The organism is Jiangella endophytica, from assembly GCF_003427025.1.
Lineage (GTDB): Bacteria > Actinomycetota > Actinomycetes > Jiangellales > Jiangellaceae > Jiangella > Jiangella endophytica.
Genome location: NZ_QVAI01000001.1, coordinates 407,663 through 431,268, shown reverse-complemented (window position 1 = coordinate 431,268; position 23,606 = coordinate 407,663). Strand labels below are relative to the sequence as shown.

Genomic DNA, 23,606 nt, shown 5'->3' with positions numbered 1-23,606 from the left:
CAACAGCTCCGAAGAGAACTCCCCACCCTCGCGCGGACGGGCGGCCGGCCGCGTCAGCGCAGGATGGTGACCTCGACCCGCTGGAACTCCTTGACCTCGGTGTAGCCGGTGGTCGCCATGGCCCGCCGCAGCGCGCCGACGATGTTCATCGAACCATCGGCGAGGTAGGACGGCCCGCCCAGGATCTCCGACAGCGGCCCGATGCTGCCGACGTGCACCCGCTCGCCGCGCGGGAGGTCGGCGTGGTGCGACTCCGAGCCCCAGTGCCAGCCGCGGCCGGGTGCCTCGGTGGCCCGGGCCAGCGGCGAGCCGACCATGACGGCGTCGGCGCCGCACGCGATGGCCTTGGCGATGTCGCCGGACCGGCCGATCGAGCCGTCGGCGATGACGTGGACGTACCGGCCGCCGGACTCGTCGAGGTAGTCGCGCCGCGCCGCCGCGACGTCGGCCACGGCGGTCGCCATGGGGACGGTGAGGCCGAGCACCGAGCGGGTGGTGTGCGACGAGCCGCCGCCGAAGCCGACCAGGACGCCGGCCGCGCCGGTGCGCATGAGGTGCAGGGCCGCCTGGTACGTGGCGCAGCCGCCGACGATGACCGGGACGTCCAGCTCGTAGATGAACTGCTTGAGGTTCAGCGGCTCGGCCCGGCCGGAGACGTGCTCGGCGGACACCGTCGTGCCGCGGATGACCATGATGTCGACCCCGGCGTCGATGACGGCCTGGTGGTAGCGCTTCACCCGCGGCGGCGACAGCGCGCCGGCCACCGTGACGCCGGCGTCGCGGATCTCGCGCAGCCGGTCGGCGATGAGGTCCTCGCGCACCGGCGCGGAGTAGATCTCCTGCAGCCGGTTGAGCGCCTTGCCCTCCTCGAGCCCGGCGATCTCCTCGAGCAGCGGCTCGGGGTCGTCGTACCGGGTCCACAGACCCTCGAGGTCGAGCACGCCCAGCCCGCCGGCCCGCCCGAGCTCGATGGCCGTCGCGGGCGACATGACCGAATCCATCGGCGCCGCCAGCAGCGGGATCTCGAACCGGTAGGCATCGATCTGCCAGTGCGTGGACACCTCTTCGGGGTCGCGGGTGCGCCGCGAGGGCACGATCGCCACGTCGTCGAAGGCATATGCTTGGCGGCCGCGCTTGCCACGGCCGATCTCGATCTCCGCCACCCGCAGAGGATATCGGAGCGCCTCGTCACGGATGTAACAGGACGTTGCCGACCTTGTGGCCGGTGTCGACGCGGGCGTATGCCGCGGCGATGCCGGCGAGGTCGTACACCTCGTCGATGACGACGGTGAGCTCGCCGGCCGCGACCATGCCGAGGAGGTACTCGAAGGCCTCGCGGCGCTCCAGGGCGACGCCGGCGACGACGTTGCCGCGGGCGCGGACGGTGTCGCCGAGGCTCCCGACGGCCACCAGCAGCCGGCCCGACGGCGTCAGCAGCGCCCGGCCGGCCTTGATGGAAAGGTTGCCGACGGTGTCGAGCACGGCGTCGTAGCGCTCGGCCGTGTGGGCGATGTCGTGGCGGGTGTAGTCGACGACGTGGGCGGCGCCCAGCTCGGTCACCAGGGCGGCGTTGGCGCGGCTGGTGACCCCGGTGACCGTCGCGCCGAAGTGCCGGGCCAGCTGGACGGCGTTCGTGCCGATGGCGCCGGACGCGCCGTTGACCAGCACCGTCTGCCCGGCCGACACGTGCGCCTTGTCGCGCAGGAAGAACAGCGCCGTCGAGCCGCCGAACAGCAGGCCGGCGGCGTCGTCGTGGCTGACGGCGGCCGGTTTCAGCGCGGCCTTCTCGGCGGACACGGTCACGTACTCCGCGTGCGCGCCCATGCGCGCGCCCATCATGCCGCAGACCTCGTCGCCCGCCTTCAGCCGCGTGACGGCGGAGCCGGCGGCCTCGACCACGCCGGAGTAGGCGCTGCCCAGGACCTTCCGCCGGGGCCGGAACACGCCGAACGCCAGCCGCGCGAACGGCGCGAACCCCGCGGGGAAGCGGGCCGCCCGCAGCCGGGCGTCGCCCGAGGTGACCGCCGCCGCGTGCACCCGGACGAGCACCTGGCCCGGCTTCGGCTCGGGTCGTGGGACGTCGGCGACGCGCACGACGTCGGGCGGGCCGTACCGATCGATCACCGCTGCCTTCATGGTGTGCCCCCTTACACCCGTAAGTCTCAGCGAAACGATAGCCTTACATCCGTAAGGCGGGCAAGACCCGAACGAGGTGAGAGATGAGCGCACGCGCAGCCCTGTCCCGCGAGCGGATCGTCGCGGCGGCCGTGCAGGTGGCCGATCGTGGCGGGCTCGCGCAGGTGAGCATGCGCAACGTGGGCAGGGAGCTGGGCGTCGAGGCGATGTCGCTGTACCACCACCTGGGCGGCAAGGACGACCTGCTCGACGGCCTGGCCGACTGGATCTTCGCCCGGATCCGACTGCCCGCCCTGGACGACCCGTGGCGCGCCGCCATGGCCGGCCGGGCCGCGTCCGCGAGGGACACACTGGCTCGGCACCCCTGGTCACTGGGGCTGGTCGAGTCGCGCCGCACCCCCGTGCCGTCGCTGCTGCGGCACCACGACACCGTGCTCGGCTGTCTGCGGCGCAACGGGTTCTCGCCGGCCCTGGCGGCGCACGCGTTCTCCGCGATCGACGCCTACGTGTACGGCTTCGTGCTGACCGAGCTGAACCTGCCGTTCGACAGCCCCGGCGGGGCCGAGGAGATGGTCGACGAGATGCAGTCGCTGCTGCCCGCGGACGAGTACCCGCACCTGGTCGAGCTGATCCAGGAGCAGGTGGTCGGCCGCGAGTACAGCTACGGCGACGAGTTCGAGTACGGCCTCGAACTCGTCCTCGACGCCCTCACCGACCGGCTGGCTCAGCGACGCGAGGAGTAGTTCGGCGCCTCGACCGTCATCTGGATGTCGTGCGGGTGCGACTCCTTGAGCCCGGCCGACGTGATGCGGACGAACCGGCCGCGCTCCTGCAGCTCGGGGATGGTGCGAGCGCCGGTGTAGAACATCGACTGCCGCAGCCCGCCGACCAGCTGGTGCGTGACGCCGCCGAGCGGGCCGCGGAACGGCACCTGGCCCTCGATGCCCTCGGGGATGAGCTGGTCGTCGCTGGCGACGTCGGCCTGGAAGTACCGGTCGCGCGAGCCGGTGGTCTCGGCGCCGCGCTTGCGCAGCGCGCCGAGCGAGCCCATGCCGCGGTAGGACTTGAACTGCTTGCCGTTGATGAAGATCAGCTCGCCCGGGCTCTCGGCGACGCCGGCCAGCAGCGACCCGAGCATGACGGTGTCGGCGCCGGCCACGAGGGCCTTGGCGATGTCGCCGGAGTACTGCAGGCCGCCGTCGCCGATGACGGGGATGCCGGCCGGCTTGGCCGCCAGCGCCGCCTCGTGGATGGCGGTGACCTGCGGGACGCCGACGCCGGCGACGACGCGGGTGGTGCAGATGGAGCCCGGCCCGATGCCGACCTTGATGCCGTCGGCGCCGGCGTCGACCAGCGCCTGCGCGCCCGCGCGGGTGGCGACGTTGCCGCCGATGACATCGACGCCGCGGGCGGCGGGGTCGGCCTTGAGCCGGCGGACGACGTCGAGCAGCGCGCTGGTGTGGCCGTGCGCGGTGTCGACGACGAGCACGTCGACGCCCGCCTCGACCAGCGTCATGGCCCGCTCCCAGGCGTCGCCGAAGAAGCCCACGGCGGCGGCCGCGACCAGGCGGCCCTCGGCGTCCTTGGTGGCGTTGGGGAACTCTTCGGACTTCACGAAGTCCTTGACGGTGATGAGCCCCTTGAGCCGGCCGGCGTCGTCGACCAGCGGCAGCTTCTCGATCTTGTGCTTGGCCAGCAGCGCGAACGCGTCGTCGGACTTGATGCCGACGGGGCCGGTGACCAGCGGCTCCTTCGTCATCACCTCGCGCACCCGGCGCTCATCGAACTCCGCCGACGGGATGAACCGGATATCGCGGTTGGTGATGATGCCCAGCAGCTTGCCGTCGTCGTCGGTGACCGGCAGCCCGGAGATGCGGTACTGGCCGCACATGCGGTCCATCTCGGCCAGCGTCGCCTCGGGGCCGATGGTGACGGGGTCGGTGACCATGCCCGACTCGGACCGCTTGACGAGGTCGACGTGGTGCGCCTGGTCCTCGATGGACAGACTGCGGTGCAGCACGCCCAGGCCGCCGTGCCGGGCCATGGCGATGGCCATGCGCGACTCGGTGACGGTGTCCATGGCGCTGGACAGCAACGGGATGCTGACCGAGACGTTGCGCGAGACCCGCGAGGTGGTGTCGACGTCGCTCGGGATGACGTCGGACTCACCGGGCAGGAGCAGGACGTCGTCGAAGGTCAGGGCGAGAGGCGCGAACGAGTCGGACAGGGCGGACTGCATGGGGTCCATGACACTTTCCTGAGTCGGCAGCCGGGGTTTCCCCCAGGGTAGTCCCGCGCCCATCCGTCGTGCCGCCCACTCCGGCGTGCTCGTCGTCACCCCGGCCAGGTCAGCGCGCGCTGCCGCGCCTGCGCGGATCGCCGTACCCCGCGCCCGCCGGCCGTGACGGCTCGGCGGGCGCTCCCGTGAGGCGGTCACTCAGGGGCGGTCTGGTCGAACACGTGCATGATGTTGCCGCCGGGGTCGCGGAACGAGGCCGACCGGCCACCGGGGATCTCGGTCGGCTCGCCGACCCAGGTGAAGCCGCTGTGCTCGGCGATGAACTTCTCGAGGTCGTCGACCTCGTAGAACGGGCCGGTCGACCAGTTCGCACCGGAGTCCGGCGGCACGTCGACCATCAGCTGGATGGGCGAGTTCGGCAGCTGGAAGGCGACGGTGCCGTCGCCCTCGCGCCACGCTTCGTCGAGACCCAGCTCGTCCCGGTAGAAGCCGAGCGCCTCTTTCAGGTCCGGCACTGACACGTAGATGTAGGAGAGCTTCATGCCGCCGACCGTAACGACATTATGCCTAGCCGTCAACGTGTTACGGTGATTCTCATGGAGGAGTGGATCCCCGTCCCCGGGTCGGCGAAGGCCCGGCTGATCGAGGCCGCCATGCACCACTTCGAGCAGGCGGGCTTCGAGGCGGCCACCGTCACCGAGCTGGCGTCGAAGGCCGGCGTCACGACCGGCTCGCTCTACCACCACTTCGGGTCGAAGCTCGGCCTCTACACCGTCGTCCGCGACGACCTGGAGAAACGCATCACCGACCGCATGGAGGGGGCGGCCGGCGCGGTCGGCGGGCCGGGCCGGGCGGCGGCGCGCGCGGCGCTACTGGTGGCCTTCGACGCGACGGTGCGGTTCGGCGTGTGCCGGCTGCTCGGCGAGACCGCGCCGGACCCGGCGGCCGACCCGGTGCGCGACACGCTGGCGGCGCTGCTGCCCGGCGACGTCCGCGTCGCGGCGGTGCCGCTGGTCGCGGCCTGGCGGGCGGCGCTGCTCGAGGTCGCCGACGGCGCCCCGGCGGCCGGCGTGCGGGCGGCGCTGGAGTTCGTGCTGGCCTGAGCTACACCAGCGACGAGAGCCGGCTGAGCCGCTCTACGGCGTCGTGCAGCACCTCGTCGCGCTTGCAGAACGCGAACCGGACCAGCGACGGCGCCGCCTTCGGGTCGTCGTGGAAGACCGAGACCGGCACGGCCGCGACACCGATCAGCTCGGGCAGCCGCTGGCACAACTCGATGCCGTCGGCGAACCCGAGCGGCGCGGCGTCGGCCACCACGAAGTACGTCCCGCGCGGCACCGACACCGCCAGCCCGGCCGCCGTCAGGCCCTCGATCAGCAGGTCGCGCTTGGCCTGCAGCCCGCCCGCGAGGTCCGTGTAGAAGTCGTCGCCGAGGTCGAGGCCGGTCGCGACGGCCGGCTGCAGCGGCCCGGCGCTGACGAACGTGAGGAACTGCTTGACGGCGCGCGCGGCGGCGACCAGCTCGGCCGGCCCGTGCAGCCAGCCGACCTTCCAGCCGGTGACGGAGAACGTCTTGCCGGCCGACGAGATCGTGACCGTGCGGTCGGCCAGTCCCGGCAGCGTCGCGACCGGTACGTGGACGGCGTCGTCGTAGACCTGGTGCTCGTACACCTCGTCGGTGACGACGACGGCGTCGTGCTCGCGGGCCAGCGCGCCGATGCGCTCCAGTTCGGCGCGGCCGAACACCTTGCCGGTGGGGTTGTGCGGCGTGTTGACCAGGACGACCCGGGTGCGCGGCCCGAACGCGGCGCGCAACTCGGCCTCGTCGATCGCGAAGTCCGGCCAGCGCAGCGTGACGGTGCGTTTGACGGCGCCGGCCAGCGCGATGGACGCGGCGTAGGAGTCGTAGACCGGGTCGAACGTGACCACCTCGTCGCCCGGCTCGCACAGCGCCAGGATCGTGGCCGCAATGGCCTCGGTGGCGCCCGCGGTGACCAGCACCTCGGTGTCGGGGTCGACGTCGAGGCCGTAGAACCGGCGCTGGTGGCGGGCGATCGCCTCGCGCAGTACCGGCACGCCGGGACCGGGCGGGTACTGGTTGTGGCCGCCGTGGATCGCCGTGCTCGCGGCGTCGAGGATCTGCGCCGGGCCGTCGGTGTCCGGGAAGCCCTGGCCGAGGTTGATCGCGCCGGTGCGCGTCGCCAGCGCCGTGATCTCGGCGAAGATGGTCGACGTGAACGGGCGCATCCGCTCGACGAGCGCGGGTCGGCGTGGTGGCACGGAATGCACGGTAACTCACTATGCGATCGGCATGACCGACGTCACCACCCGCTGGACACCTGGCAGAGGCACAATGGATGCGAGATCCGACGAGGAGGCACCGTGAGCCGCTTGACCGTGTGGAACGACACCGACCCCAGCGCCCCCGCGCTCGACACCACCGATCTGGCCGAGATCACGGCCGAGCTCGCGGCCCTCGGCGCACGGTTCGCCCGCTGGGAGCTCCAGGACCTCCCCGACGACCCGACCCAGGACGACGTCCTCGAGGCGTACCGCTCCGAGGTCGACGACGTCATCGCCAAGGAGGGCTACACGCTGGTCGACGTGCTGCGGCTGGACCCGTCGCAGGACGACTACGACGAGAAGGCGCCCGCCGCGCGGCAGAAGTTCCTCCAGGAGCACCAGCACGACGACGACGAGGACCGCTTCTTCGCCGCCGGCTCCGGCATCTTCTACCTGCACGCGAACGGCAAGGTCCACGCCGTGTTCTGCGAGGCCGGCGACCTCATCTCGGTCCCCGCCGACACCACGCACTGGTTCGACATGGGCACGTCGCCCGCATACGTCTCGGTGCGCTTCTTCCACGACGAGGACGGCTGGGTCGGCGACTTCACCGGCAGCGACATCTCCTCGCGCTTCCCGACCTACGACCAGATCGCCGCCACGCCGGTCGGCGGCTGACCCCGGTCAGCTGTAGTTGCTGGGGGTCGGCGTCGCGCCGCTGAGGGTGTAGGCGCCGACCTCACGTGCCTTGTAGACCACGGGGTCGTGCAGAGTGATGGTGCGGGCGTTGCGCCAGAACCGGTCGAACCCGGTCGCGCGGGTGGTCGCGCGGGCGCCGGTCAGCTCGAACACCTTCGAGGTCACCTCGTTGACGGCGCGCGTCGACGCGACCTTGGCCGTCGCGATGTCGACGGCCAGCTCGCCGCGCTCGGCCTCGGTCAGGTCCCACCCGCGCGCCACCGCGCCCTCCGCCTGACGGGTCACCCGCCACGTCAGCGCGTCGGCGGCGGCCGTCTGCGACACCAGCTCACCGGTGATCTCCAGCAGGTACGGGTCCTCCGTCGCCAGCTCGACACCGGACGTCGCCCACGGACGCACCTTCGTCCGCACGTACTCCGACGCGGTGGCCAGCGCGCCCTCGGCGATCCCGACGTGCAGGTGCGCCAGCACCAGCTGGAAGAACAGGATGGACAGCGACGGGTACGGCTGGAAGGCCGCGCCGGCCTGCCCCGACGTCCCCAGTACCTGCGCGTCCGGCACCCGCACCGCGTCGAACGACACCGAGCCCGACGCGGAGAGCCGCTGCCCCAGGTTGTCCCAGTCGTCGTGGTGGGTGACGCCCTCGGCGCGGCCGTCGATCACGATCGCCAGCTTCTCGCCGGTGTCGACGCGGGTCCCGCTGGCCGTGATGCGGTCGGCCACCTGGGCGCCGGTGGCGAAGAACTTCCGCCCCGTCACCCGGAAGCCGTCGCCGTCGGGCACCAGGTCCAGGGCGGCGTCGCGCGGGTTGCCGGCCCCGCCCCAGAACCACCGGTTCGCGGCGGACGCCCGCTCGAGCTCGTCGATCACGCCGGGCCGCGAGTTGAGCCGGATGCGCCACGAGTTCAGGTAGTGGTAGGTCAGCACGTGCCCGATCGACGCGTCGGCGCGGATGATCGGGCGCACGGCGGACAGCACGTCCGACCAGCTCCGCCCCTGCCCGCCCAGCCCGGACGGGACCAGTGCGTCCAGCAGCCCCGCGTCGCGCAGCGCCGACACCTCCGCGAACGGCGCCCGATTGGCCTCGTCGCGGACGACGGCGTCGGCCGCCAGAGCCTCGGCGACCTTCCGGGCCGCTCCTTGGAACGCTTCCACACCGGATCCGGTCACGTTCGTCCCCTCATGTCCCGTTCTTCTGACTTTTCCGATCTTGCCGATATGAATAGCCAGTAGTATCCACCCAGGTCAGCTGGCCTAGGCGTTCTCCCGCTTCCCCGGGCATGCATGCCTGGGGAAGCGGGAGCGACCCCACTCAACGTGGTCATTCCGGGCCCACCCGCCAGAGTATGAGATGGCGGTCTCGTATCATGAGCCGCATGCAGAAGTCTGCCCGCACCGGGCTCGCCGCGACCGCGTCCGCTCTGCTGCTCGCCGTCGCGGCCGGCTGTTCGTCCGACGACGGCGACAGCGGCAGCACCGCGAGCGAGGGCGGCGGGAGCCTCGTCCTCATCACGCCGACGCCGATCGGCTCCAACAACTTCCTGGCCCTGGCCCGCGACGGTGCGGAGGCGGCCGGCGCCGCCAACGACGCCACGGTCGACGTCTACGAGAGCACCGACCCGGCCAGTATCCAGCAGAACATCGACGCGGCGGTGCGCGACGGCGTCGACATCGTCATCGGTGTCTCGTTCAGCGTGCAGGACCAGTTCTCCACGTCGGCGGTCGACAACCCGGACCAGCAGTTCCTGCTGATCGACGCCTGCCCGCAGGAGCAGCCCGAGAACCTCACCTGCGCGGTCTTCCGGGAGCACGAGTCGAACTACCTGGCCGGTGTCGAGGCGGGGCTGCTGACGCAGACCGGCGCGGTCGGCGCGGTCGCGGCGCTGGACGACCCGTTCATCCACCGCTGGATCGACCCGTTCTTCGCCGGCGCGCAGAGCGTGAACCCGGCGGTCACCACCTCGGTCCAGTACGTCGGCGGCGAGAACCCGTTCGGCGACACGCCCCGGGCCAAGGCGCAGGCCGAGATCGTCGCCGGCTCCGGCGCCGACCACATCAACGCGGCCGCGTCGGGCGGCAACCCCGGCGTCTTCGAGGCGGCGGCGGAGAACGGCGTCTTCGCGTTCGGGGTCGACACCAACCAGTGCCCGGAGCAGCCGGGCACCATCGTCGACAACTCGATCAAGCGGGTCGACGTCGCGCTGGAGTCCGCGGTCGAGGAGATCCTCGGCGGCGACGCGGGCGGCAACAAGTCCTACGGCCTGGCCGAGGACGGCGTCGGGCTGACCGGCCTGCAGGAGGGCGTCGAGGACAGCGGGTGCCTCATCGCCGACCACCCCGACGTCCTCGAGCAGGTCGCCGCCGTCCGCGACCAGATCGTCGCCGGGGACATCGTGGTCGAGGACCCGGTCGCCGCGGGATGACGACGCCCGCGGTCGAGCTGGTCGGCATCGGGAAGCGGTTCGGCGCCGTCGTCGCGAACGACGGCGTCGACCTCACCCTCCGCCGCGGCAGCGTGCACGCCGTCATGGGCGAGAACGGCGCCGGCAAGTCCACGCTGATGTCGATCCTGTACGGGCTGTACCGGCCTGACACCGGCCACATCCTGCGCGACGGCCGCCGGGTCGAGTTCGCCAGCCCGCTCGACGCGATCGCCGAGCGGCTCGGCATGGTCCACCAGCACTTCAAGCTGTTCGACTCGATGACCGTGGCCGAGAACGTCGTGCTGGGCCAGGAGCCGCGCCGGTCCGGCCGGCTCCGGCGCTCGCTGCTCGACCGAGCCGCCGCGTCCGCGCGCGTCACGGAGCTGGCCGGCCGCTACGGCCTGGCGGTCGACCCGGGCGCCAGGGTCGGGACGCTGCCGGCCGGCGCACGGCAGCGGGTCGAGATCCTCAAGGCGCTGCACCGCGAGGCCGAGGTGCTGATCCTCGACGAGCCGACGGCGGTGCTCACCCCGGGCGAGGTGCGGTCGCTGTTCGCCGTGATCCGCCGGGCCGCCGACGACGGTGCCACGGTCGTCCTCGTGACGCACAAGATCCACGAGGTGCTCGATGTCAGCGACGAGGTGACCGTGCTGCGCGACGGCGTCGTCACCGCACACGTGCGGACGGCGGACACCACCGCCGCCGCGCTGGTCACCGCGATGACCGGCCGCGACGTCGTGCCCGCCCAGAACACCGGACGGGGCGAGCCGGGCGAGCCGGTGCTGGAGGTCGAGCACCTCGCGGTCAGCGACGGCGAGCGGACGCTCGTCGGCGACGTCTCCCTCACCGTGCGGCGCGGCGAGATCGTCGGCATCGCCGGGGTGTCCGGCAACGGCCAGCACGACCTCGTCGCAACGTTGCTCGGCACCCACCGTGCCGCTGCCGGGAGCATCCGCATCGCCGGCGTCGACGTCACGGACGCCTCGGTCCGCGAGCGCCGCGCCCTCGGCGTCGCCGCCATCCCGGAGGACCGCCGCGGCGAAGGCACCGCGATCACCATGTCCGTCGCCGAGAACCTGGCGCTCGGCCACCACCGGACCCCGCCCATCGGCGCCTCGTCCGGACGGCGGCGCGGCCTGCTGTCCGGCCGGGCCATGCGGGCCCGCGCCCAGGAGCTGATCGCCGACTTCGACATCCGCACCGCCTCGGAGCAGCTGCCGGTCGGTTCGCTGTCGGGCGGCAACGCGCAGAAGCTGGTCGTCGCGCGCGAACTGGCGCACGAGGCGCCACTGCTCATCGCCGAGCAGCCGACACAGGGCGTCGACATCGGCGCCATCGAGGCCATCCACCGGCGGCTGATCGGCTACCGCGACGACGGGCACGGCGTGCTGCTGGTCTCGCACGAGATCAGCGAACTGCTCGCCCTGGCCGACCGGATCCTGGTGATGCTCGGCGGCCGGGTGGTCGCGGAGTTCGCCCGATCCGACGCCACCCCGGAGAACATCGGCGCGGCGATGTCCGGCGCTGACCAGGCGGTCCGGGCATGAGCACGGTCGACGCCGCGCCGAAGCCGCCGCTGTTCCGGGCGGCCGTCCGGCACCCCGCGGTCGTCCCGGTCGGCGCCGTCCTCGTCGCCGTGCTGATCGGCGCGGTCATCATGGTCGCGTCCGGCATCGATCCCGTCCGGGCCTATACGGGCGTGGTCGAGGGCGCGCTCGCGACGGACAACCTCGACTACACGCTCTCGGTGTTCGGGCTGATCCTCGGCATGGCGATCGTCTTCGCGATCCCGCTGCGGATGGGCGAGTACAACCTCGGCGGCAACGGGCAGCTGGTGCTCGGCGGCATCACCGCGGCGGCGGTCGGGCTCTACGCGCCGCTGCCCTGCGCGCTGCTGGTCGTCGCGGCGGTCCTCGCGGGCGCCGTCGCCGCCGGGCTGTTCGCCGCCATCTCCGCGCCGCTGTCGGAACGCCTCGGCATCCCGGTGATCATCTCGACGCTGCTGCTGTCGCCGATCGCCGTCGCGTTCGGGTCGTACCTGGTGCGGTTCCGGATGACCGACACCGGTTCCGGCGTCTCGCAGACGCCGCGACTGCCCGATGCCGCGCACCTCGGCACGCTCGGCGACCTGCGCTACGCCAACGTGGGCCTCGTGCTGGTGCTGCTCGTGCTGGTGGTGTTCTGGCTGGTCGACTCGCGAACGGCGGTCGGCTTCGAGCTGCGCACGCTGGGCGCGAACCGCCGGTTCGGGGCCTACGGCGGTGTGCACATCGGCCGGTTGAACCTCGGCGCGATGGCCGCCGCGGGCGCCGTCGCCGGCGTCGTCGGCGCGGTCATGGTGCTGTCGCCGCCGTACCGGTTCATCGACGGCGCGCTGACCGCGCCCGGCTACACGTTCGCCGGGGTGGCGGCGGCGCTGCTGGCCGGCGGCCGGCCACTGCTGCTGCCGCTGACCGTCGCGGTCTTCACGATCCTGCAGGTCGGCGGCGCGGGCATGGAACGCGACGCGGACGTGCCGCGCCAGCTCTCCGAGGTGCTGCAGGCCGTCGTGATCATCGTGCTGGCGCTGCGGACGGTGGTCGAGGCGCGCCGCGCCCGGACGGGGAGGGCCACCACGTGAACGTGCTGGAGTGGAGCTTCGTCGCGGCCGTGCTGATGGCCGCGACGCCCGTGCTGCTGGCCGCCCTGGGCGGCGCGCTGTGCGCGCAGGCCGGCGTGTTCAACATCGCCCTCGAGGGCCAGATGCTGTGGGGCGCGTTCGCCGCCGTCGTCGGCTCGCACTACTCCGGCAGCGCGTGGGTGGGCGTGCTGATCGCACTGGTCAGCACCGCGGCGTTCAGCGCCATCCTGGCGGTCGGGTCGGCCAGGTGGGCGGCCGACCCGATCATCGTCGCGATCGGCGTCAACCTGCTGGCGGTCGGGCTCACGGGGTTCGGCATCCGGGTGCTGTTCGACGTGTCCGGGACGTTCTCGCCGCCGGACCTGCAGGGTCTGCACCGCATGACCTTCCTCGACGGCGTCCCGGTGGTCGGCGACGTGCTGGCCCGGCAATCGCCGCTCGTGCCGCTGGCGATCGTGCTGGCGCTGGCGCTGGCGTACTGGCTCAGCCGCAGCGCGACCGGGCTGCGGCTGCGCGGCGTCGGCGAGCATCCGGAGGCGGCCGGCAGTCTCGGCGTCGACGTCACCGCCTACCGGACGACGGTGGTGCTGGCGGCGGGCGCGCTGTGCGGGCTGGCCGGCGCCCAGCTGGCGCTCGGCAACGTCACCGTGTTCACCGAGAACATGACCGCCGGCCGCGGCTGGATCGCCGTCGCCGCCGTCATGCTCGCCGCCAGCCGGCCGGCCTGGGTCCTGGTCGCCTGCGTCGGCTTCGGCGCCGCCGAGGCGTTCGGGTTCCGGCTGCAAGGGGTCGGCGCGCCGCAGCAGCTGGCCGACGCCGCACCGTACATCGTCACGCTGCTGGTCCTGGTCGCCACCCGGCTGCGCTGGCTGCGCCGGACCCGGGAGGTGGCGGTGTGACGCTCCCCGTGCCCGTCCTCGACCGCTCGGTCGTGCCGGCCGCCGACGGCGACGGCGTCACCGTCCTGGACCGGCGGGTCTTCCCCGCACAGGTCTCCTGGGTGACGTGCAAGACGCCCGAGGACGTCGCCGCGGCCATCCGCGACATGGTGACGCAGTCGTCCGGTCCCGCTTACGCCGCGGCGGCCGGGATGGCGCTGGCGGCACGCCAGGCCGCCGGTCTCCGGCTCGACGACGCGCGGGCACGGCTGCGAGCCGCCGGCGAGGCGCTGGCGACCGCCCGGCCGACGAACGCGCATCCGCGCGAGGTGGTCGACAGCGTCCTGGCCGCCGCCTCCGGAGCCGCGACCACGGCCGAGCTGGTCGCCGCCGCCGTCGCCGCTGCCCAGCGTGCGGACGAGACGTACCGGACGCGCAGCCACGCACTCGGCCGGCACACCGCTCGGCTGCTGCCCGACGGCGCCCGTGTGCTGACGCACTGCTGGATGGACGGCTACCTCATCGAGCTGGTCCGGGCGGCCGACGAGCTGGGCCGGCGCTATCGCTGGACCGCCACCGAGACCCGGCCCTACCTGCAGGGCGCCCGGCTCACCGCGCACACGCTGGCGGAGATGGGCCAGGACGTCACGTTGATCACCGACTCGATGGGCGCCGCGGCGCTGGCGTCGGGCCGGGTCGACGCGCTGGTCACCGCCGCCGACCGGGTCGCCATGGACGGCTCGGTCGCGAACAAGGTCGGCACGCTCGGGCTGGCCGCGGCGGCCGCGCGCTTCGGGGTGCCGTTCTACGCGCTCGTGCAGGCGCCGGACCCCACGACGCCGACCGGAGCGGACATCGTCGTCGAGGAGCGCGATCCCGCCGAGGTGCTCGAGACCCTCGGCCGGCGAACGGCGTCGCCGCTGGTCACCGAGGCGTGGTACCCGGCGTTCGACGTCACGCCGCCTGACCTGGTGACGCGCGTCGTCACCGACCGGGGCGCGTTCGAACCGGGCCGGCTGGCCGACTACGTCACGACAGGAGAGGCATGACCGAGACCCGTCACGTCGTCTACGACACCGACACCGGCATCGACGACGCGCTGGCCCTGCTGTACCTGGCCGGGCGGCCCGACGTCGACCTCGCCGCCGTCACGACCGTCTACGGGAACACCCCGATCGACGCCGTCGTGCCGAACGTCGGATACGTGCTGGAGCTGGCCGGGCTGCCGGACGTCCCGGTCGCCGTCGGCGCCGCCGGCCCGATCGAGGGCGAGGCGCGCATCGCGTCGCACGTGCACGGCGTCGACGGCCTGGGCGACGTGATCGCGGACAAGAAGCCACCGCGGAACATCGTCGACCGCAGCGCCGCGCAGTACCTCGTCGACCTCGCCCGCGACCGCCCCGGCTACTACGACCTGCTGCCGGTCGGCCCGCTGACGAACCTCGGGCTGGCGCTGGAGATCGAGCCCGACCTGCTGACGCTGTACCGGTCGGTGGTGATCATGGGCGGGTCGGGCCCGTTCCCGCCGCTCGGCGTCGTGCAGATGGTCGACGCGAACATCCACAACGACCCCGAGGCGGCCCGGCGGGTCATGAGCGCGCCGCGCAACCGGCTGGTCAGCGTCGGCGTGAATGTCACCGCGACGACGATCGTCGACGAGTCCGCCGTGCGCCGGCTGCACGAGTCCGGCACGACGTGGGGCGAGTTCTCCGCGGCGGTGCTGGAGTCGTACATGGACTTCTACCGGTACGCGTGGGGCCGCCGGGTCTCGCCCGCGCACGACGGGCTGGCCGCGGCGCTGCTGCTGCAGCCGGACTGGATCACCGCCGGCCGCACCGGCCCGGTGAACATCACGACCGACGGCTTCTTCGTGCGGGCGCACCTCATGGAGACGGCGGACGGCGGGCCGGTCGCCTGGCCCGCGGAGCCGGCGCCGGACACCGTCGTCGTCACCGACGTGAACCGGGAGGCGTTCCTGGCCGACTTCGTGGGGATCCTCGCGGCCGGGGGCGAGCCGACCCGGTGACCGCGACGTACCCGCTGCTGGAGGCCGGCGACGTGCTGGCCTACCTGCGACGTTCCGGCCTGGACCGGCTGCTCGGCGACGGGCCCGCCGAGGTCCGCGACGTCACCGGCGGCAACATGAACCGGGTCTTCGTGGCCCGGGCCGGCGGCCGCGGCGTGGCGGTCAAGCAGGCGCCGCCGTGGGTGCAGGTCGCCGGGCCGGACTGGCCGGCCAGCCCGGAGCGGATCGCCTCGGAGGCCCGCGCCTACCGGTACCTGACCGACCTGGTTCCCGACGTCGTGCCCGTGGTGCACGCGTTCGACGCGCCGGCGTACACGCTGGTCATGGAGGACCTCTCCGATCTGCGCGTGCTGCGCGACGTGTTCGTCGACCGCGTGGGCGAGCCCGGCGCCGCGGAGCTCGGCGCGGCGGTCGGCCGGTTCGTCGGCGAGCTGACGTTCGCCACCGGCGACCTCGGCCTGACCACGACCCAGCGCACCGAGCTGACGGCGGCCGCCGTCAACCCCGACCTGTGCCGGCTCACGCTGGACGTGCTGCTGGACGAGCCGTACCGGCCGCACGAGCACAACCGGTTCGACCCGGCACTGCGCCCCGACGTGGAGGCGATGTACGCGAACGACGAGCTGCGGGCCGCGGTGGCGGAGCTGCGCTACGTGTTCAGCACCCGGGCCGAGGCGCTGATCCACGGCGACCTGCACAGCGGCTCGGTCATGGTCGGCCGCCGCGACGGCGCCGACGTCGTCAAGGTGTTCGACCCGGAGTTCTCCTTCGTCGGCCCGATCGGCTTCGACCTCGGACTGTGGTGGGCGAACCTGGCCATCGCCGCGGCCGCCGCGCACGCCGTCGGCCTGGACGCGGTCGGCGCGGCCCGGCAGTCCGGGGTCGCCGCGAGCTGGGCGGCGTTCGAGCGGGTCTGGCGGACCCGCTGGCCGTCCCGCGCCGACCCGGCCTACCCCGACGGCTACCTGGACCACTGGCTGGCCCGCATCCGTCGCGAGGCCGTCGGCTTCGCCGGCATCGAGGCGGTCCGGCGGGTGGCCGGCTACTCGCATGCCGCCGACCTCACGACGCTGCCCGACGGCGTCCGCGCCGCCACCCAGCGCCGGGTGCTGGCCGCCGCCGTCGGCTGGATCACCGACCCGATCGACCTGCCCGCCGTGGGCCTGGAGACACCGTGACCCTGGAGACATCATGACGCTGGCCATCACCGCGCGCACCGTCGTCCTGGACCTGGAGGGGACGACCAGCGCGGCCGGCTTCATCCTCGGCGACCTCTACGACTACGCGCGGCCGCGGTTGTTGCCGTGGCTGCGCGACCACGCCGGCGACGACGCGGTGGCGGCGGCGCGGGCGCAGACGGTGGCCGACGGCGGCCTCGACGCGACGGCGACCGACGAGGAGGTCGTCGCCGTCCTGCACGGCTGGATGGACGGCGACGTCAAGGCCACGCCACTGAAGACGCTGCAGGGGCAGATCTGGGCCGAGGGGTTCGCCCGCGGCGAGATCACGTCGCACTTCTTCGACGACGTCATCCCGAAGCTGCGGGCCTGGCACGGCGCCGGCGTCGCCCTGGCGGTGTTCTCGTCCGGGTCGGTGACGTCGCAGCGGCCGTGGTTCGCGCACTCGCCGGGCGGTGACCTCGGCCCGCTGGTCACGGCGTACTTCGACACCGTCAACGCGGGGCCGAAGAAGGAGCCGTCGTCGTACGACACGATCGCCGCGGCGCTCGGGACGCCGGCGGCGGAGCTGGTGTTCTTCTCCGACCATCCCGACGAGCTGACGGCGGCCGCTGCGGCCGGCTGGCAGGTGGTGGCGTTCGCGCGGCCGGGCGAGCCGTGGTTCGACGCCGACTTCGGCGCGGCGCCGGTCGTGGCGTCGTTCGACGAGGTCGAGGTGGCCGCGCGGTGAGCGACGCGTCGTTCCTGCCGCCGCAGGCCGCCATCGACCGGGCCGGCGCCGAGCTGGCCGCCGAGTCGGCCCGGTTCGCCGGGCTGGGCTGGATGCGCGGCACGTCCGGCAACCTCTCGGCCGTCCTGCACCGCGACCCGCTGCGGCTCGCCGTCACCGCGTCCGGCCTGGACAAGGGCGAGCTGACGTACCACGACGTGGTAGTGGTCGACGGCGACGGCGCGTCCGTGCCCGGGCAGCCGCGCCCGTCCGCCGTCCCGTCGGCCGAGGCCGGGCTGCACGCCCGCATCGCCCGCGTGACGGGAGCCGGCGCCGTCGTGCACGTGCACGCGATGGCGGCGGTGCTGGCCGGCGAGTTCTGGCCGGACGGGGTGCTGCTGAAGGACCTCGAGATGCTCAAGGGCATCGGCCACAGCGCGCATGACGAGCAGGTGCGGGTCCCCGTCATCCCGAACGGGCAGGACATGGCACTGGTCGGCGCCGACTTCGAGGCGGCGCACGTCCCCGGGGTGCCGGCCGTCATCGTCGCGCGGCACGGCTTCTACGCCTGGGGCGACGACCTGAAGCAGGCGCGCTGGCACGTCGAGATCGTCGAGTGGCTGCTCCGGTTCACCGTGGCGCTGCATCGACCGGGCGCACCTATGGATTTTTGATTGAATTAGCCTCGGAGGGATGATTTCCGCGGGTTCGACTGCTTAAGATGGCAGGAGCCCCGGAGCACCGCTTGTGCTCTGACGCGTCTGCCCGGTCACTGGGCAGCTGGTTCGGCGGTCGCCTTGGACCGTCTCCAACGGACCCTGCCCGCGTATGGAGACCCAGTGGCGCTATCCCCTTCCCGATCCCTGCGTGCTGCCCTCGTCGGCGTCGCCGCCGGTGTGGTCGCACTGAGCGGCTGCGGCTCGTCGTCCGATGAGGGCGACGGCGACGCGACCGAGGCCGCCTCGACGGCCGGCTCCGGCGAGTTCACGCCGGTCACCGTCGACAACTGCGGCACCGAGGTGACCATCGACAGCCCGCCGGAGCGCGTCGTCACCATCAAGTCGACCTCGACCGAGATGATGCTCGCCCTCGGCCTCGCCGACCGCCTGGCCGGCACCGCGTTCGCCGACGGCCCGGTGCCCGACGAGTACGCCGGCGACCTCGACGACGTCCCCGTCCTGTCCGACAACGTGCCCGGCCAGGAGGCGCTGCTCGACGTCGAGCCCGACTTCGTCTACGGCGGCTGGGAGAGTAACTTCGGCGCCGACACCGCCGGCGAGCGGCCGTCGCTGGCCGACTTCGGCATCGCCACGTACGTGTCGCCCGCGGCCTGCCAGGAGCCGGCGTACCAACCCGATCCGATGACCTTCGACGAACTGTTCGCCGAGATCCGCGAGGTCGCCTCGTTCTTCGGCGTCACCGACCGCGCCGACGCCCTCGTCGCGGAGCAGCAGGCGCTACTGGATCAGGTCGACGCACCCGGCGACGGGCTGACGGCGCTCTGGTACTCCTCCGGCGAGGACGCCCCGTTCGTCGGCGGCGACATCGGCGCCCCGGCGATGATGATGCGCGAGCTCGGCGTCGAGAACATCTTCGCCGACGTCGACGCCACCTGGTCCAACGTCAGCTGGGAGCAGGTCATCGACCGCGACCCCGACGTGATCGTCCTGGTCGACGCCGCGTGGAACACCGCCGACAGCAAGATCGAACGGCTCGAGGGCAATCCGGCGACCGCCGCGCTGCCCGCCGTCGCCGAGCAGCGCTACCTGCGGCTGCCGTTCCCCGCGGCGGAGGCCGGCGTCCGCAACGCGCAGGCCGTCGTCGACCTCGCCGCCCAACTGGAGGAGCTGGGCCTGTGACGACCACGGCGGCCCCTCCCGCGGCACCCGGCGCTCCGGCGCCGGAGCTGCGGCGGTCCGGCGCGCGCACGACCGCCTGGATCACCGTCATGGCGGCGGTGCTGGCGGCGTCGATCACGCTGGCGGTGACGATCGGCTCGGCCGACCTGCATCCGCTGGACGTGTGGCGCTCCATCGGCGACCACCTGGGGCTGTCCTCGTCGTCGCTGTCGCAGCTGCGCGACGGCATCGTGTGGGAGCTGCGGCTGCCACGTGTTCTGACGGCGGCCGCGGTGGGCGCCGCGCTGGCCGTCTGCGGCGCCGTCATGCAGACCCTCACCCGCAATCCGCTGGCCGACCCGTACCTGCTGGGGCTCTCGTCCGGCGCGTCGGTCGGCGCGGTGGCGGTGCTGATCCTGGGCATCGGCCGGCTGGGGCTGCCGGTGGCGGCCTTCGCCGGGGCGCTGCTGGCGTTGCTGGTGACGTTCGCGCTGGCCAACCGGCGTGGCGAGCTGGCGCCGACGCGAACCGTGCTGGCCGGGCTGGCGGTGTCGTACCTGTGCTCCGCGGCGACGTCGTTCATCATCTTCTGGTCGGCGACCGGCGACTCGTACCGCGAGATCCTCAGCTGGCTGCTCGGCTCGCTGGGCGGGACCTCGTGGTCCGACGCCGCGATCGTCTGGGTGGCGGTGGCCGTGGTCGGGGCCGTGCTGGTGTCGCGGGCCCGGACGCTCGACGCGTTCGCGTTCGGCGACAGCACCGCGTCGACCCTGGGCATCAACGTCAACGCGACCCGATGGACGCTGCTGACGCTGGTCGCGCTGCTCACGGGCGCGGCGGTCGCCGTCAGCGGCGCCATCGGGTTCGTCGGGCTGATGCTGCCGCACGCCGTCCGGTTCGTCGTCGGCTCCGGGCACCGGCGGGTGCTGCCGCTGGCGGCGCTGGCCGGGGCCAGCTTCATGATCTGGGCCGACACGCTGGCCCGGACGCTGTTCGATCCGCGCGAGCTGCCGGTGGGCGTCGTCACCGCCTTCCTGGGTGCGCCCGCGTTCGCCGTCCTGTTGCGCCGCCGGAGGGTAGGCCGATGACCGTTCTCGACACTCCCGTCATCCGCACCGATGCCGGGTCCGACGCCCCGTCGCTCTCCGTCGCCGACATCTCGTGGTCGGCCGAGGGCCGGCTCATCGTCGACGGCGTCGGGCTGACCGTCGCGCCGGGCACGATGACCGGGCTGCTGGGGCCGAACGGGTCCGGCAAGTCCAGCCTGTTGCGCGCCGTCGCCGGCACCTACCGCCCCGACGGCGGCCGCGTCCTGCTGGGCGGCGCCGACCTCGGATCGATGCGCCGCCGCGACCGCGCCCGCCGCGTCGCCGTCGTCGAACAGGAGTCGACGACCGACGTGCCGCTGCAGGTGCTCGACGTCGTGCTGCTGGGGCGCACGCCGCACCGCGCGTCCGCCGCCGACGAGGAGCTGGCGCTGGGCGCGCTCGACACCGTCGGCATGCGCGACCTCGCCGACCGCGACTGGCACACGCTGTCCGGTGGCGAGCGGCAGCGCGTGCACCTGGCGCGGGCGATCACCCAGCAGCCGGAGCTGCTGCTGCTCGACGAGCCGACCAACCATCTCGACATCCACTACCAGCTGGCGCTGCTGACGTTCGTCCGCTCGCTCGGCGTCACGACGCTGGCCGCCCTGCACGACCTCAACCTGGCGGCGGCCTACTGCGACCAGGTGGTGGTGCTGGCCGGCGGCCGGGTGGCCGCAGCGGGGGCGCCGTCGGAGGTCCTCGTCCCGGACGTCGTCCGCTCCGTCTTCGGCGTCGACGCCGACATCCACCTCAACCCGCGCACCGGCCGCCCGGTGCTCACCTTCTCGCCGCTCTGATCTTCCGCCGGGACCGGCCGCGCCTCTAGTCTCCAGCCATGAAGACGCTCGCGTGGGCGGTCCTCGGCGTGGCGGCGTTCCTGGCCGGCGTCGTGCTGCTGGCCGCACTTCTCGCCCAGTTCGGCGGGGTCGGGCAGTACGAACTGCTCCTCATCATGCTCGCCGTCGGCGTCGCCGAGTTCATGGTCGTCCGCCGCCTCCGCCGCCCCGGCCACGCCCCCGGGTAGTCAGGGGTCGAGCAACGGTGCGGTGACCTCGCGCAATCGCACCACGTAGTCGGCCATCGGCTCCATACCCATCGCTGCCCGGCGTTCGTCGACGGTCTCCGGCTCGTTCATCGGCTGGATCTCGAGCCGTCCGTCAATCACCGTGCACGGCGTCCCGTACCGCTGCGGCCGGCCGGTGTTGGTTGCCGGTCATGCCGTGAGTTTCGGCAGCACCTCGCGGCCGAACACGTCGATCCAGGTGCGCTGGTCGGGGCCGGCGTCGTGCAGGTAGATGTGGGTGGCGCCGACGTCGAGGTAGCGCTGGATCTCCTTCCGGTGCACGTCGAGGTCCTCGGAGATGGTGACCCGGCCCTCGAAGTCCTCGACCCGGACCATGCGGGCGATCTGATCGAAGTCGTACGGCGAGCGGATGTCGGCTTTCGAGAACCGCATGGCGCCGTTCGGCCATTCGCGCAGCGCCTGGGCGGCGGCCTCGGCCGGGTCGGGCGCCCACGACAGGTGCACCTGCACGATCTTCGCCAGCGTCGACGGGTCCTTGCCGGCCGTGCGGGCGCCCTCGTCGAACCGGCCGAAGAGGGCGGCGACTTTGTCGGGCGTGCTGGCAACCGTGATCATGCCGTCGCAGGAGGCGCCGGCCCGGCGGGCGGTGATGGGGCCGGACGTCGCGATGTAGACCGGCGGCGGCGCGTCGGGCATCGTCCACAGCCGGGTGCGTTCGAGGGTGAAGAACCGGCCGTCGTGGCGGACGTCCCGGCCGCTGAAGAGCTTCTGGATGATCTCGACCGCCTCGAACATGCGGGCGATCCGCTGCGGCGCCTCCGGCCAGTAGCCGCCGACGACGTGCTCACTGATCGCCTCGCCGGACCCGATGCCCAGCCAGTGCCGGCCCGGGTACAGCTGCTCCAGCGTCGCCGCCGCCTGCGCGACCACGGCCGGGTGCCAGCGGAACGACGGGCACGTGGCGCCGACGCCGACGGAGCCGCGGGTGCGCTCGGCCATCGCCGTCATGACGTTCCAGACGAACCCGGCCTGCCCCTGCTGCGGCGTCCACGGCTGGAAGTGGTCGTCGGCCATGACGCCGTCGAACCCGGCCGCCTCGGCGGCCACGGCGAGGGCGACCACGTCGGACGGCGCGAACCGCTCCAGCATCGCCGAATACCCGACCCGCGCTGCCGCCATGGTCTCCCCTTCGCTGACGATGTCGCCCCGCCGGGCGGACGTACCGGATCAAGTATCGCCGTACTAGCGGGTGGCCGCCTCACGCAGCGTGGCCAGCGCGGCCGCGCTCAGGGCGGCGACGGTGGCAGCTCGGTCGTGGCGGTCGACGGCCAGGGAGCGTGCGGCCCGCAACACACCGCGGGCCGCCCCCTCACGCGGTCCCTCGTCCAGCGTCTCGATGTCGGCGACCTTGGCGAACCCGACGATGCGGCGCACCGCCTTCGCCGCCGCGTACCCGGCGGCGTCGACCCGCAGCTCGGCCAGCAGCGCCTCCAGCACGTCGTCGGGCCAGACGCGGGGATCCAGCCGGGCCGGCCAGAGCGCGCGCAGCTCCGCCTCGAACGCGTCCCACAGCCGCACCGGCAGGTCGCCGAGCAGCACCTCCGCACGGCCGGACGCGCCGAGGGCCGTCGAACGGGCAGCCGCGAGCAGCAGGTTGCCCCACACCGCGCCGAGGTCGAACCCGATGGGTCCGTAGAAGCCGAACTCGCTGTCGAAGGCGCGCACCGACGGCCGATCGCCGTCGCGGACGAACACCGACCCGGTGTGCAGGTCGCCGTGGATCAGCGCCTGTGCCCGGGTCATGAAGGCGAACTTGAGCAGCCCGATCTCGCGCAGGTAGACGGCGTCGGAGCGCAGCGCGTCGAGGTCGGTCTTGTTGGCCGGCAGGACGGCGTTGTGCTCGTGGTCGACGTAGGGCTCGGTGAAGACGAGGTCCTCGGTGATCTGGCACAGCTCCGGGTTGACGGCGGCCGCCAGCACCCGCTTCTGCTCCAGCGGGTCCAGCCCGAGGACGGACGTGCCGAACGCCGTCCGGGCGACGTAGCGGCCCAGCTCGGCGGCCGCGTACTCGTGCACCCGCCCGGCGTTCAGCTCGACCCGCCAGACGGCGTGGTCGGAGAGGTCCTCGATCGCCAGCACGTAGTGGTCGCGGTCGAAATGGTAGAGCCCGGGGACGTGTTCGGCGTCGACGCCCAGGTGGCGCGAGAGGATGAGCGCCTCGCGGGCCGACCGCTCGCGCGTCATCTCCCACGTCGGCATCGTCCGCACGTACGGCAGCGACTGCTTCAGCACCAGCGAGCCGCCGGACCGGTCGCGCACGATGAAGACCAGGTTGAGGTTGCCGTCGCCCACCTCGGTGACCGGCTCCAACGCGGCGAGGTCCAGCCGCGCCGCCAGCTCCGGCACCGACGCGAGATACGCCGGCACGGTCTCGACGGACAGCTGCTGCCAGTCCGGCATCACGG

General features: G+C 73.0%; 24 protein-coding genes and 1 pseudogene. 16 read left to right on the top strand and 9 right to left on the bottom strand.

Annotated features, from left to right (window positions below):
- Positions 1-53: 53 nt before the first annotated feature.
- Entirely contained in the window at positions 54-1,163 is a 1,110-nt protein-coding gene (locus DZA62_RS02085; RefSeq protein ID WP_116947099.1) for a GuaB3 family IMP dehydrogenase-related protein, read from the bottom strand.
- Between the two features lie 25 nt (positions 1,164-1,188).
- Positions 1,189-2,136, bottom strand: a complete 948-nt coding sequence (locus tag DZA62_RS02080; RefSeq protein WP_116947098.1) for an NAD(P)-dependent alcohol dehydrogenase — start codon at positions 2,134-2,136, stop codon at positions 1,189-1,191.
- Positions 2,137-2,219: 83 nt separating this feature from the next.
- Between DZA62_RS02080 and DZA62_RS02075 the strand changes: the two genes are divergently transcribed.
- Entirely contained in the window at positions 2,220-2,879 is a 660-nt protein-coding gene (locus tag DZA62_RS02075; RefSeq protein WP_116947097.1) for a TetR/AcrR family transcriptional regulator, read from the top strand.
- Here the strand turns inward: DZA62_RS02075 and guaB are convergent.
- Both guaB and DZA62_RS02065 read right to left on the bottom strand, forming a co-directional pair.
- Positions 2,861-4,375, bottom strand: coding sequence for an IMP dehydrogenase (guaB, locus tag DZA62_RS02070; RefSeq protein WP_232827221.1), 1,515 nt, complete (start codon positions 4,373-4,375; stop codon positions 2,861-2,863). The two genes, DZA62_RS02075 and guaB, sit on opposite strands and share 19 nt — an antisense overlap.
- Before the next feature lie 194 nt (positions 4,376-4,569).
- On the bottom strand, positions 4,570-4,917 hold the full coding sequence (locus DZA62_RS02065) for a VOC family protein (protein ID WP_116947095.1): 348 nt from the start codon (positions 4,915-4,917) through the stop codon (positions 4,570-4,572).
- 54 nt (positions 4,918-4,971) lie between these two features.
- On the opposite strand from DZA62_RS02065, the gene DZA62_RS02060 reads away from it, so the two are divergent.
- Positions 4,972-5,478: a TetR/AcrR family transcriptional regulator gene (locus DZA62_RS02060; protein WP_116947094.1), complete on the top strand. Its 507-nt coding sequence runs from the start codon at positions 4,972-4,974 to the stop codon at positions 5,476-5,478.
- A gap of 1 nt (position 5,479) precedes the next feature.
- On the opposite strand, the gene DZA62_RS02055 is transcribed toward DZA62_RS02060, so the two are convergent.
- Positions 5,480-6,622 carry a pyridoxal phosphate-dependent aminotransferase gene (locus DZA62_RS02055; protein WP_116947093.1) on the bottom strand — a complete coding sequence of 381 codons (1,143 nt, stop codon included), beginning with the start codon at positions 6,620-6,622 and terminating at the stop codon, positions 5,480-5,482.
- Between the two features lie 135 nt (positions 6,623-6,757).
- Between DZA62_RS02055 and DZA62_RS02050 the strand changes: the two genes are divergently transcribed.
- Positions 6,758-7,336: a 1,2-dihydroxy-3-keto-5-methylthiopentene dioxygenase gene (locus tag DZA62_RS02050; protein ID WP_198663325.1), complete on the top strand. Its 579-nt coding sequence runs from the start codon at positions 6,758-6,760 to the stop codon at positions 7,334-7,336.
- A gap of 6 nt (positions 7,337-7,342) precedes the next feature.
- Here DZA62_RS02050 and DZA62_RS02045 read toward each other — a convergent pair whose 3' ends face one another.
- Positions 7,343-8,527 carry an acyl-CoA dehydrogenase family protein gene (locus DZA62_RS02045; RefSeq protein ID WP_198663324.1) on the bottom strand — a complete coding sequence of 395 codons (1,185 nt, stop codon included), beginning with the start codon at positions 8,525-8,527 and terminating at the stop codon, positions 7,343-7,345.
- A gap of 206 nt (positions 8,528-8,733) precedes the next feature.
- On the opposite strand from DZA62_RS02045, the gene DZA62_RS02040 reads away from it, so the two are divergent.
- From DZA62_RS02040 to DZA62_RS01980, 13 genes are all read left to right on the top strand, one after another.
- Positions 8,734-9,780, top strand: a complete 1,047-nt coding sequence (locus DZA62_RS02040) for a BMP family ABC transporter substrate-binding protein (RefSeq protein ID WP_116947532.1) — start codon at positions 8,734-8,736, stop codon at positions 9,778-9,780.
- Entirely contained in the window at positions 9,777-11,327 is a 1,551-nt protein-coding gene (locus DZA62_RS02035) for an ABC transporter ATP-binding protein (RefSeq protein WP_116947090.1), read from the top strand. The genes DZA62_RS02040 and DZA62_RS02035 overlap by 4 nt, the downstream gene beginning before the upstream one ends.
- Positions 11,324-12,400, top strand: a complete 1,077-nt coding sequence (locus DZA62_RS02030) for an ABC transporter permease (RefSeq protein WP_116947089.1) — start codon at positions 11,324-11,326, stop codon at positions 12,398-12,400. Before DZA62_RS02035 ends, DZA62_RS02030 begins: the two co-directional genes overlap by 4 nt.
- 2 nt (positions 12,401-12,402) lie before the next feature.
- Positions 12,403-13,299 (top strand): ABC transporter permease, encoded by an 897-nt coding sequence (locus DZA62_RS02025; RefSeq protein WP_116947531.1) that lies wholly within the window; start codon positions 12,403-12,405, stop codon positions 13,297-13,299.
- On the top strand, positions 13,296-14,327 hold the full coding sequence (locus DZA62_RS02020; RefSeq protein WP_116947088.1) for a s-methyl-5-thioribose-1-phosphate isomerase: 1,032 nt from the start codon (positions 13,296-13,298) through the stop codon (positions 14,325-14,327). Before DZA62_RS02025 ends, DZA62_RS02020 begins: the two co-directional genes overlap by 4 nt.
- Positions 14,324-15,304, top strand: a complete 981-nt coding sequence (locus DZA62_RS02015) for a nucleoside hydrolase (RefSeq protein WP_116947087.1) — start codon at positions 14,324-14,326, stop codon at positions 15,302-15,304. The genes DZA62_RS02020 and DZA62_RS02015 overlap by 4 nt, the downstream gene beginning before the upstream one ends.
- Positions 15,301-16,482, top strand: a complete 1,182-nt coding sequence (mtnK, locus tag DZA62_RS02010) for an S-methyl-5-thioribose kinase (RefSeq protein WP_116947086.1) — start codon at positions 15,301-15,303, stop codon at positions 16,480-16,482. Before DZA62_RS02015 ends, mtnK (DZA62_RS02010) begins: the two co-directional genes overlap by 4 nt.
- Positions 16,483-16,495: 13 nt before the next feature.
- Positions 16,496-17,212 (top strand): acireductone synthase, encoded by a 717-nt coding sequence (gene mtnC / locus DZA62_RS02005; RefSeq protein WP_116947085.1) that lies wholly within the window; start codon positions 16,496-16,498, stop codon positions 17,210-17,212.
- A gap of 92 nt (positions 17,213-17,304) precedes the next feature.
- On the top strand, positions 17,305-17,865 hold the full coding sequence (mtnB, locus tag DZA62_RS02000) for a methylthioribulose 1-phosphate dehydratase (protein ID WP_408618054.1): 561 nt from the start codon (positions 17,305-17,307) through the stop codon (positions 17,863-17,865).
- A gap of 165 nt (positions 17,866-18,030) precedes the next feature.
- Positions 18,031-19,050, top strand: a complete 1,020-nt coding sequence (locus DZA62_RS01995) for a putative F420-0 ABC transporter substrate-binding protein (protein ID WP_198663321.1) — start codon at positions 18,031-18,033, stop codon at positions 19,048-19,050.
- Entirely contained in the window at positions 19,047-20,117 is a 1,071-nt protein-coding gene (locus DZA62_RS01990) for a putative F420-0 ABC transporter permease subunit (protein ID WP_232827219.1), read from the top strand. Before DZA62_RS01995 ends, DZA62_RS01990 begins: the two co-directional genes overlap by 4 nt.
- Positions 20,114-20,914, top strand: a complete 801-nt coding sequence (locus DZA62_RS01985) for an ABC transporter ATP-binding protein (protein ID WP_116947084.1) — start codon at positions 20,114-20,116, stop codon at positions 20,912-20,914. Before DZA62_RS01990 ends, DZA62_RS01985 begins: the two co-directional genes overlap by 4 nt.
- A 38-nt stretch (positions 20,915-20,952) precedes the next feature.
- Positions 20,953-21,141, top strand: a complete 189-nt coding sequence (locus DZA62_RS01980) for a hypothetical protein (protein WP_116947083.1) — start codon at positions 20,953-20,955, stop codon at positions 21,139-21,141.
- Here DZA62_RS01980 and DZA62_RS35440 read toward each other — a convergent pair.
- The 3 genes and pseudogenes from DZA62_RS35440 to mtnK (DZA62_RS01970) all read right to left on the bottom strand — a co-directional run.
- Positions 21,142-21,306 (bottom strand): annotated as a pseudogene (locus tag DZA62_RS35440) (DUF6624 domain-containing protein); the annotation flags it as partial.
- A 24-nt stretch (positions 21,307-21,330) separates the two neighbouring features.
- Entirely contained in the window at positions 21,331-22,320 is a 990-nt protein-coding gene (locus tag DZA62_RS01975) for a TIGR03557 family F420-dependent LLM class oxidoreductase (RefSeq protein WP_116947082.1), read from the bottom strand.
- 63 nt (positions 22,321-22,383) lie between these two features.
- Entirely contained in the window at positions 22,384-23,601 is a 1,218-nt protein-coding gene (mtnK, locus tag DZA62_RS01970) for an S-methyl-5-thioribose kinase (protein WP_116947081.1), read from the bottom strand.
- Positions 23,602-23,606 lie beyond the last annotated feature (5 nt).

Excerpts from the sequence above, each read along its gene's own strand:
- DZA62_RS02075 (WP_116947097.1), top strand. The coding sequence starts at position 2,220 with ATGAGCGCACGCGCAGCCCTGTCCCGCGAGCGGATCGTCGCGGCGGCC.
- DZA62_RS02015 (WP_116947087.1), top strand. The coding sequence starts at position 14,324 with ATGACCGAGACCCGTCACGTCGTCTACGACACCGACACCGGCATCGAC.
- DZA62_RS02040 (WP_116947532.1), top strand. The coding sequence starts at position 8,734 with ATGCAGAAGTCTGCCCGCACCGGGCTCGCCGCGACCGCGTCCGCTCTG.
- mtnC (WP_116947085.1), top strand. The coding sequence starts at position 16,496 with ATGACGCTGGCCATCACCGCGCGCACCGTCGTCCTGGACCTGGAGGGG.
- DZA62_RS01975 (WP_116947082.1), bottom strand. The coding sequence starts at position 22,320 with ATGGCGGCAGCGCGGGTCGGGTATTCGGCGATGCTGGAGCGGTTCGCG.
- DZA62_RS02065 (WP_116947095.1), bottom strand. The coding sequence starts at position 4,917 with ATGAAGCTCTCCTACATCTACGTGTCAGTGCCGGACCTGAAAGAGGCG.
- DZA62_RS02035 (WP_116947090.1), top strand. The coding sequence starts at position 9,777 with ATGACGACGCCCGCGGTCGAGCTGGTCGGCATCGGGAAGCGGTTCGGC.
- DZA62_RS02030 (WP_116947089.1), top strand. The coding sequence starts at position 11,324 with ATGAGCACGGTCGACGCCGCGCCGAAGCCGCCGCTGTTCCGGGCGGCC.
- guaB (WP_232827221.1), bottom strand. The coding sequence starts at position 4,375 with ATGCAGTCCGCCCTGTCCGACTCGTTCGCGCCTCTCGCCCTGACCTTC.
- DZA62_RS02055 (WP_116947093.1), bottom strand. The coding sequence starts at position 6,622 with ATGCGCCCGTTCACGTCGACCATCTTCGCCGAGATCACGGCGCTGGCG.
- DZA62_RS02080 (WP_116947098.1), bottom strand. The coding sequence starts at position 2,136 with ATGAAGGCAGCGGTGATCGATCGGTACGGCCCGCCCGACGTCGTGCGC.
- DZA62_RS01980 (WP_116947083.1), top strand. The coding sequence starts at position 20,953 with ATGAAGACGCTCGCGTGGGCGGTCCTCGGCGTGGCGGCGTTCCTGGCC.
- mtnB (WP_408618054.1), top strand. The coding sequence starts at position 17,305 with ATGCGCGGCACGTCCGGCAACCTCTCGGCCGTCCTGCACCGCGACCCG.
- mtnK (WP_116947081.1), bottom strand. The coding sequence starts at position 23,601 with ATGCCGGACTGGCAGCAGCTGTCCGTCGAGACCGTGCCGGCGTATCTC.
- DZA62_RS01985 (WP_116947084.1), top strand. The coding sequence starts at position 20,114 with ATGACCGTTCTCGACACTCCCGTCATCCGCACCGATGCCGGGTCCGAC.
- DZA62_RS02060 (WP_116947094.1), top strand. The coding sequence starts at position 4,972 with ATGGAGGAGTGGATCCCCGTCCCCGGGTCGGCGAAGGCCCGGCTGATC.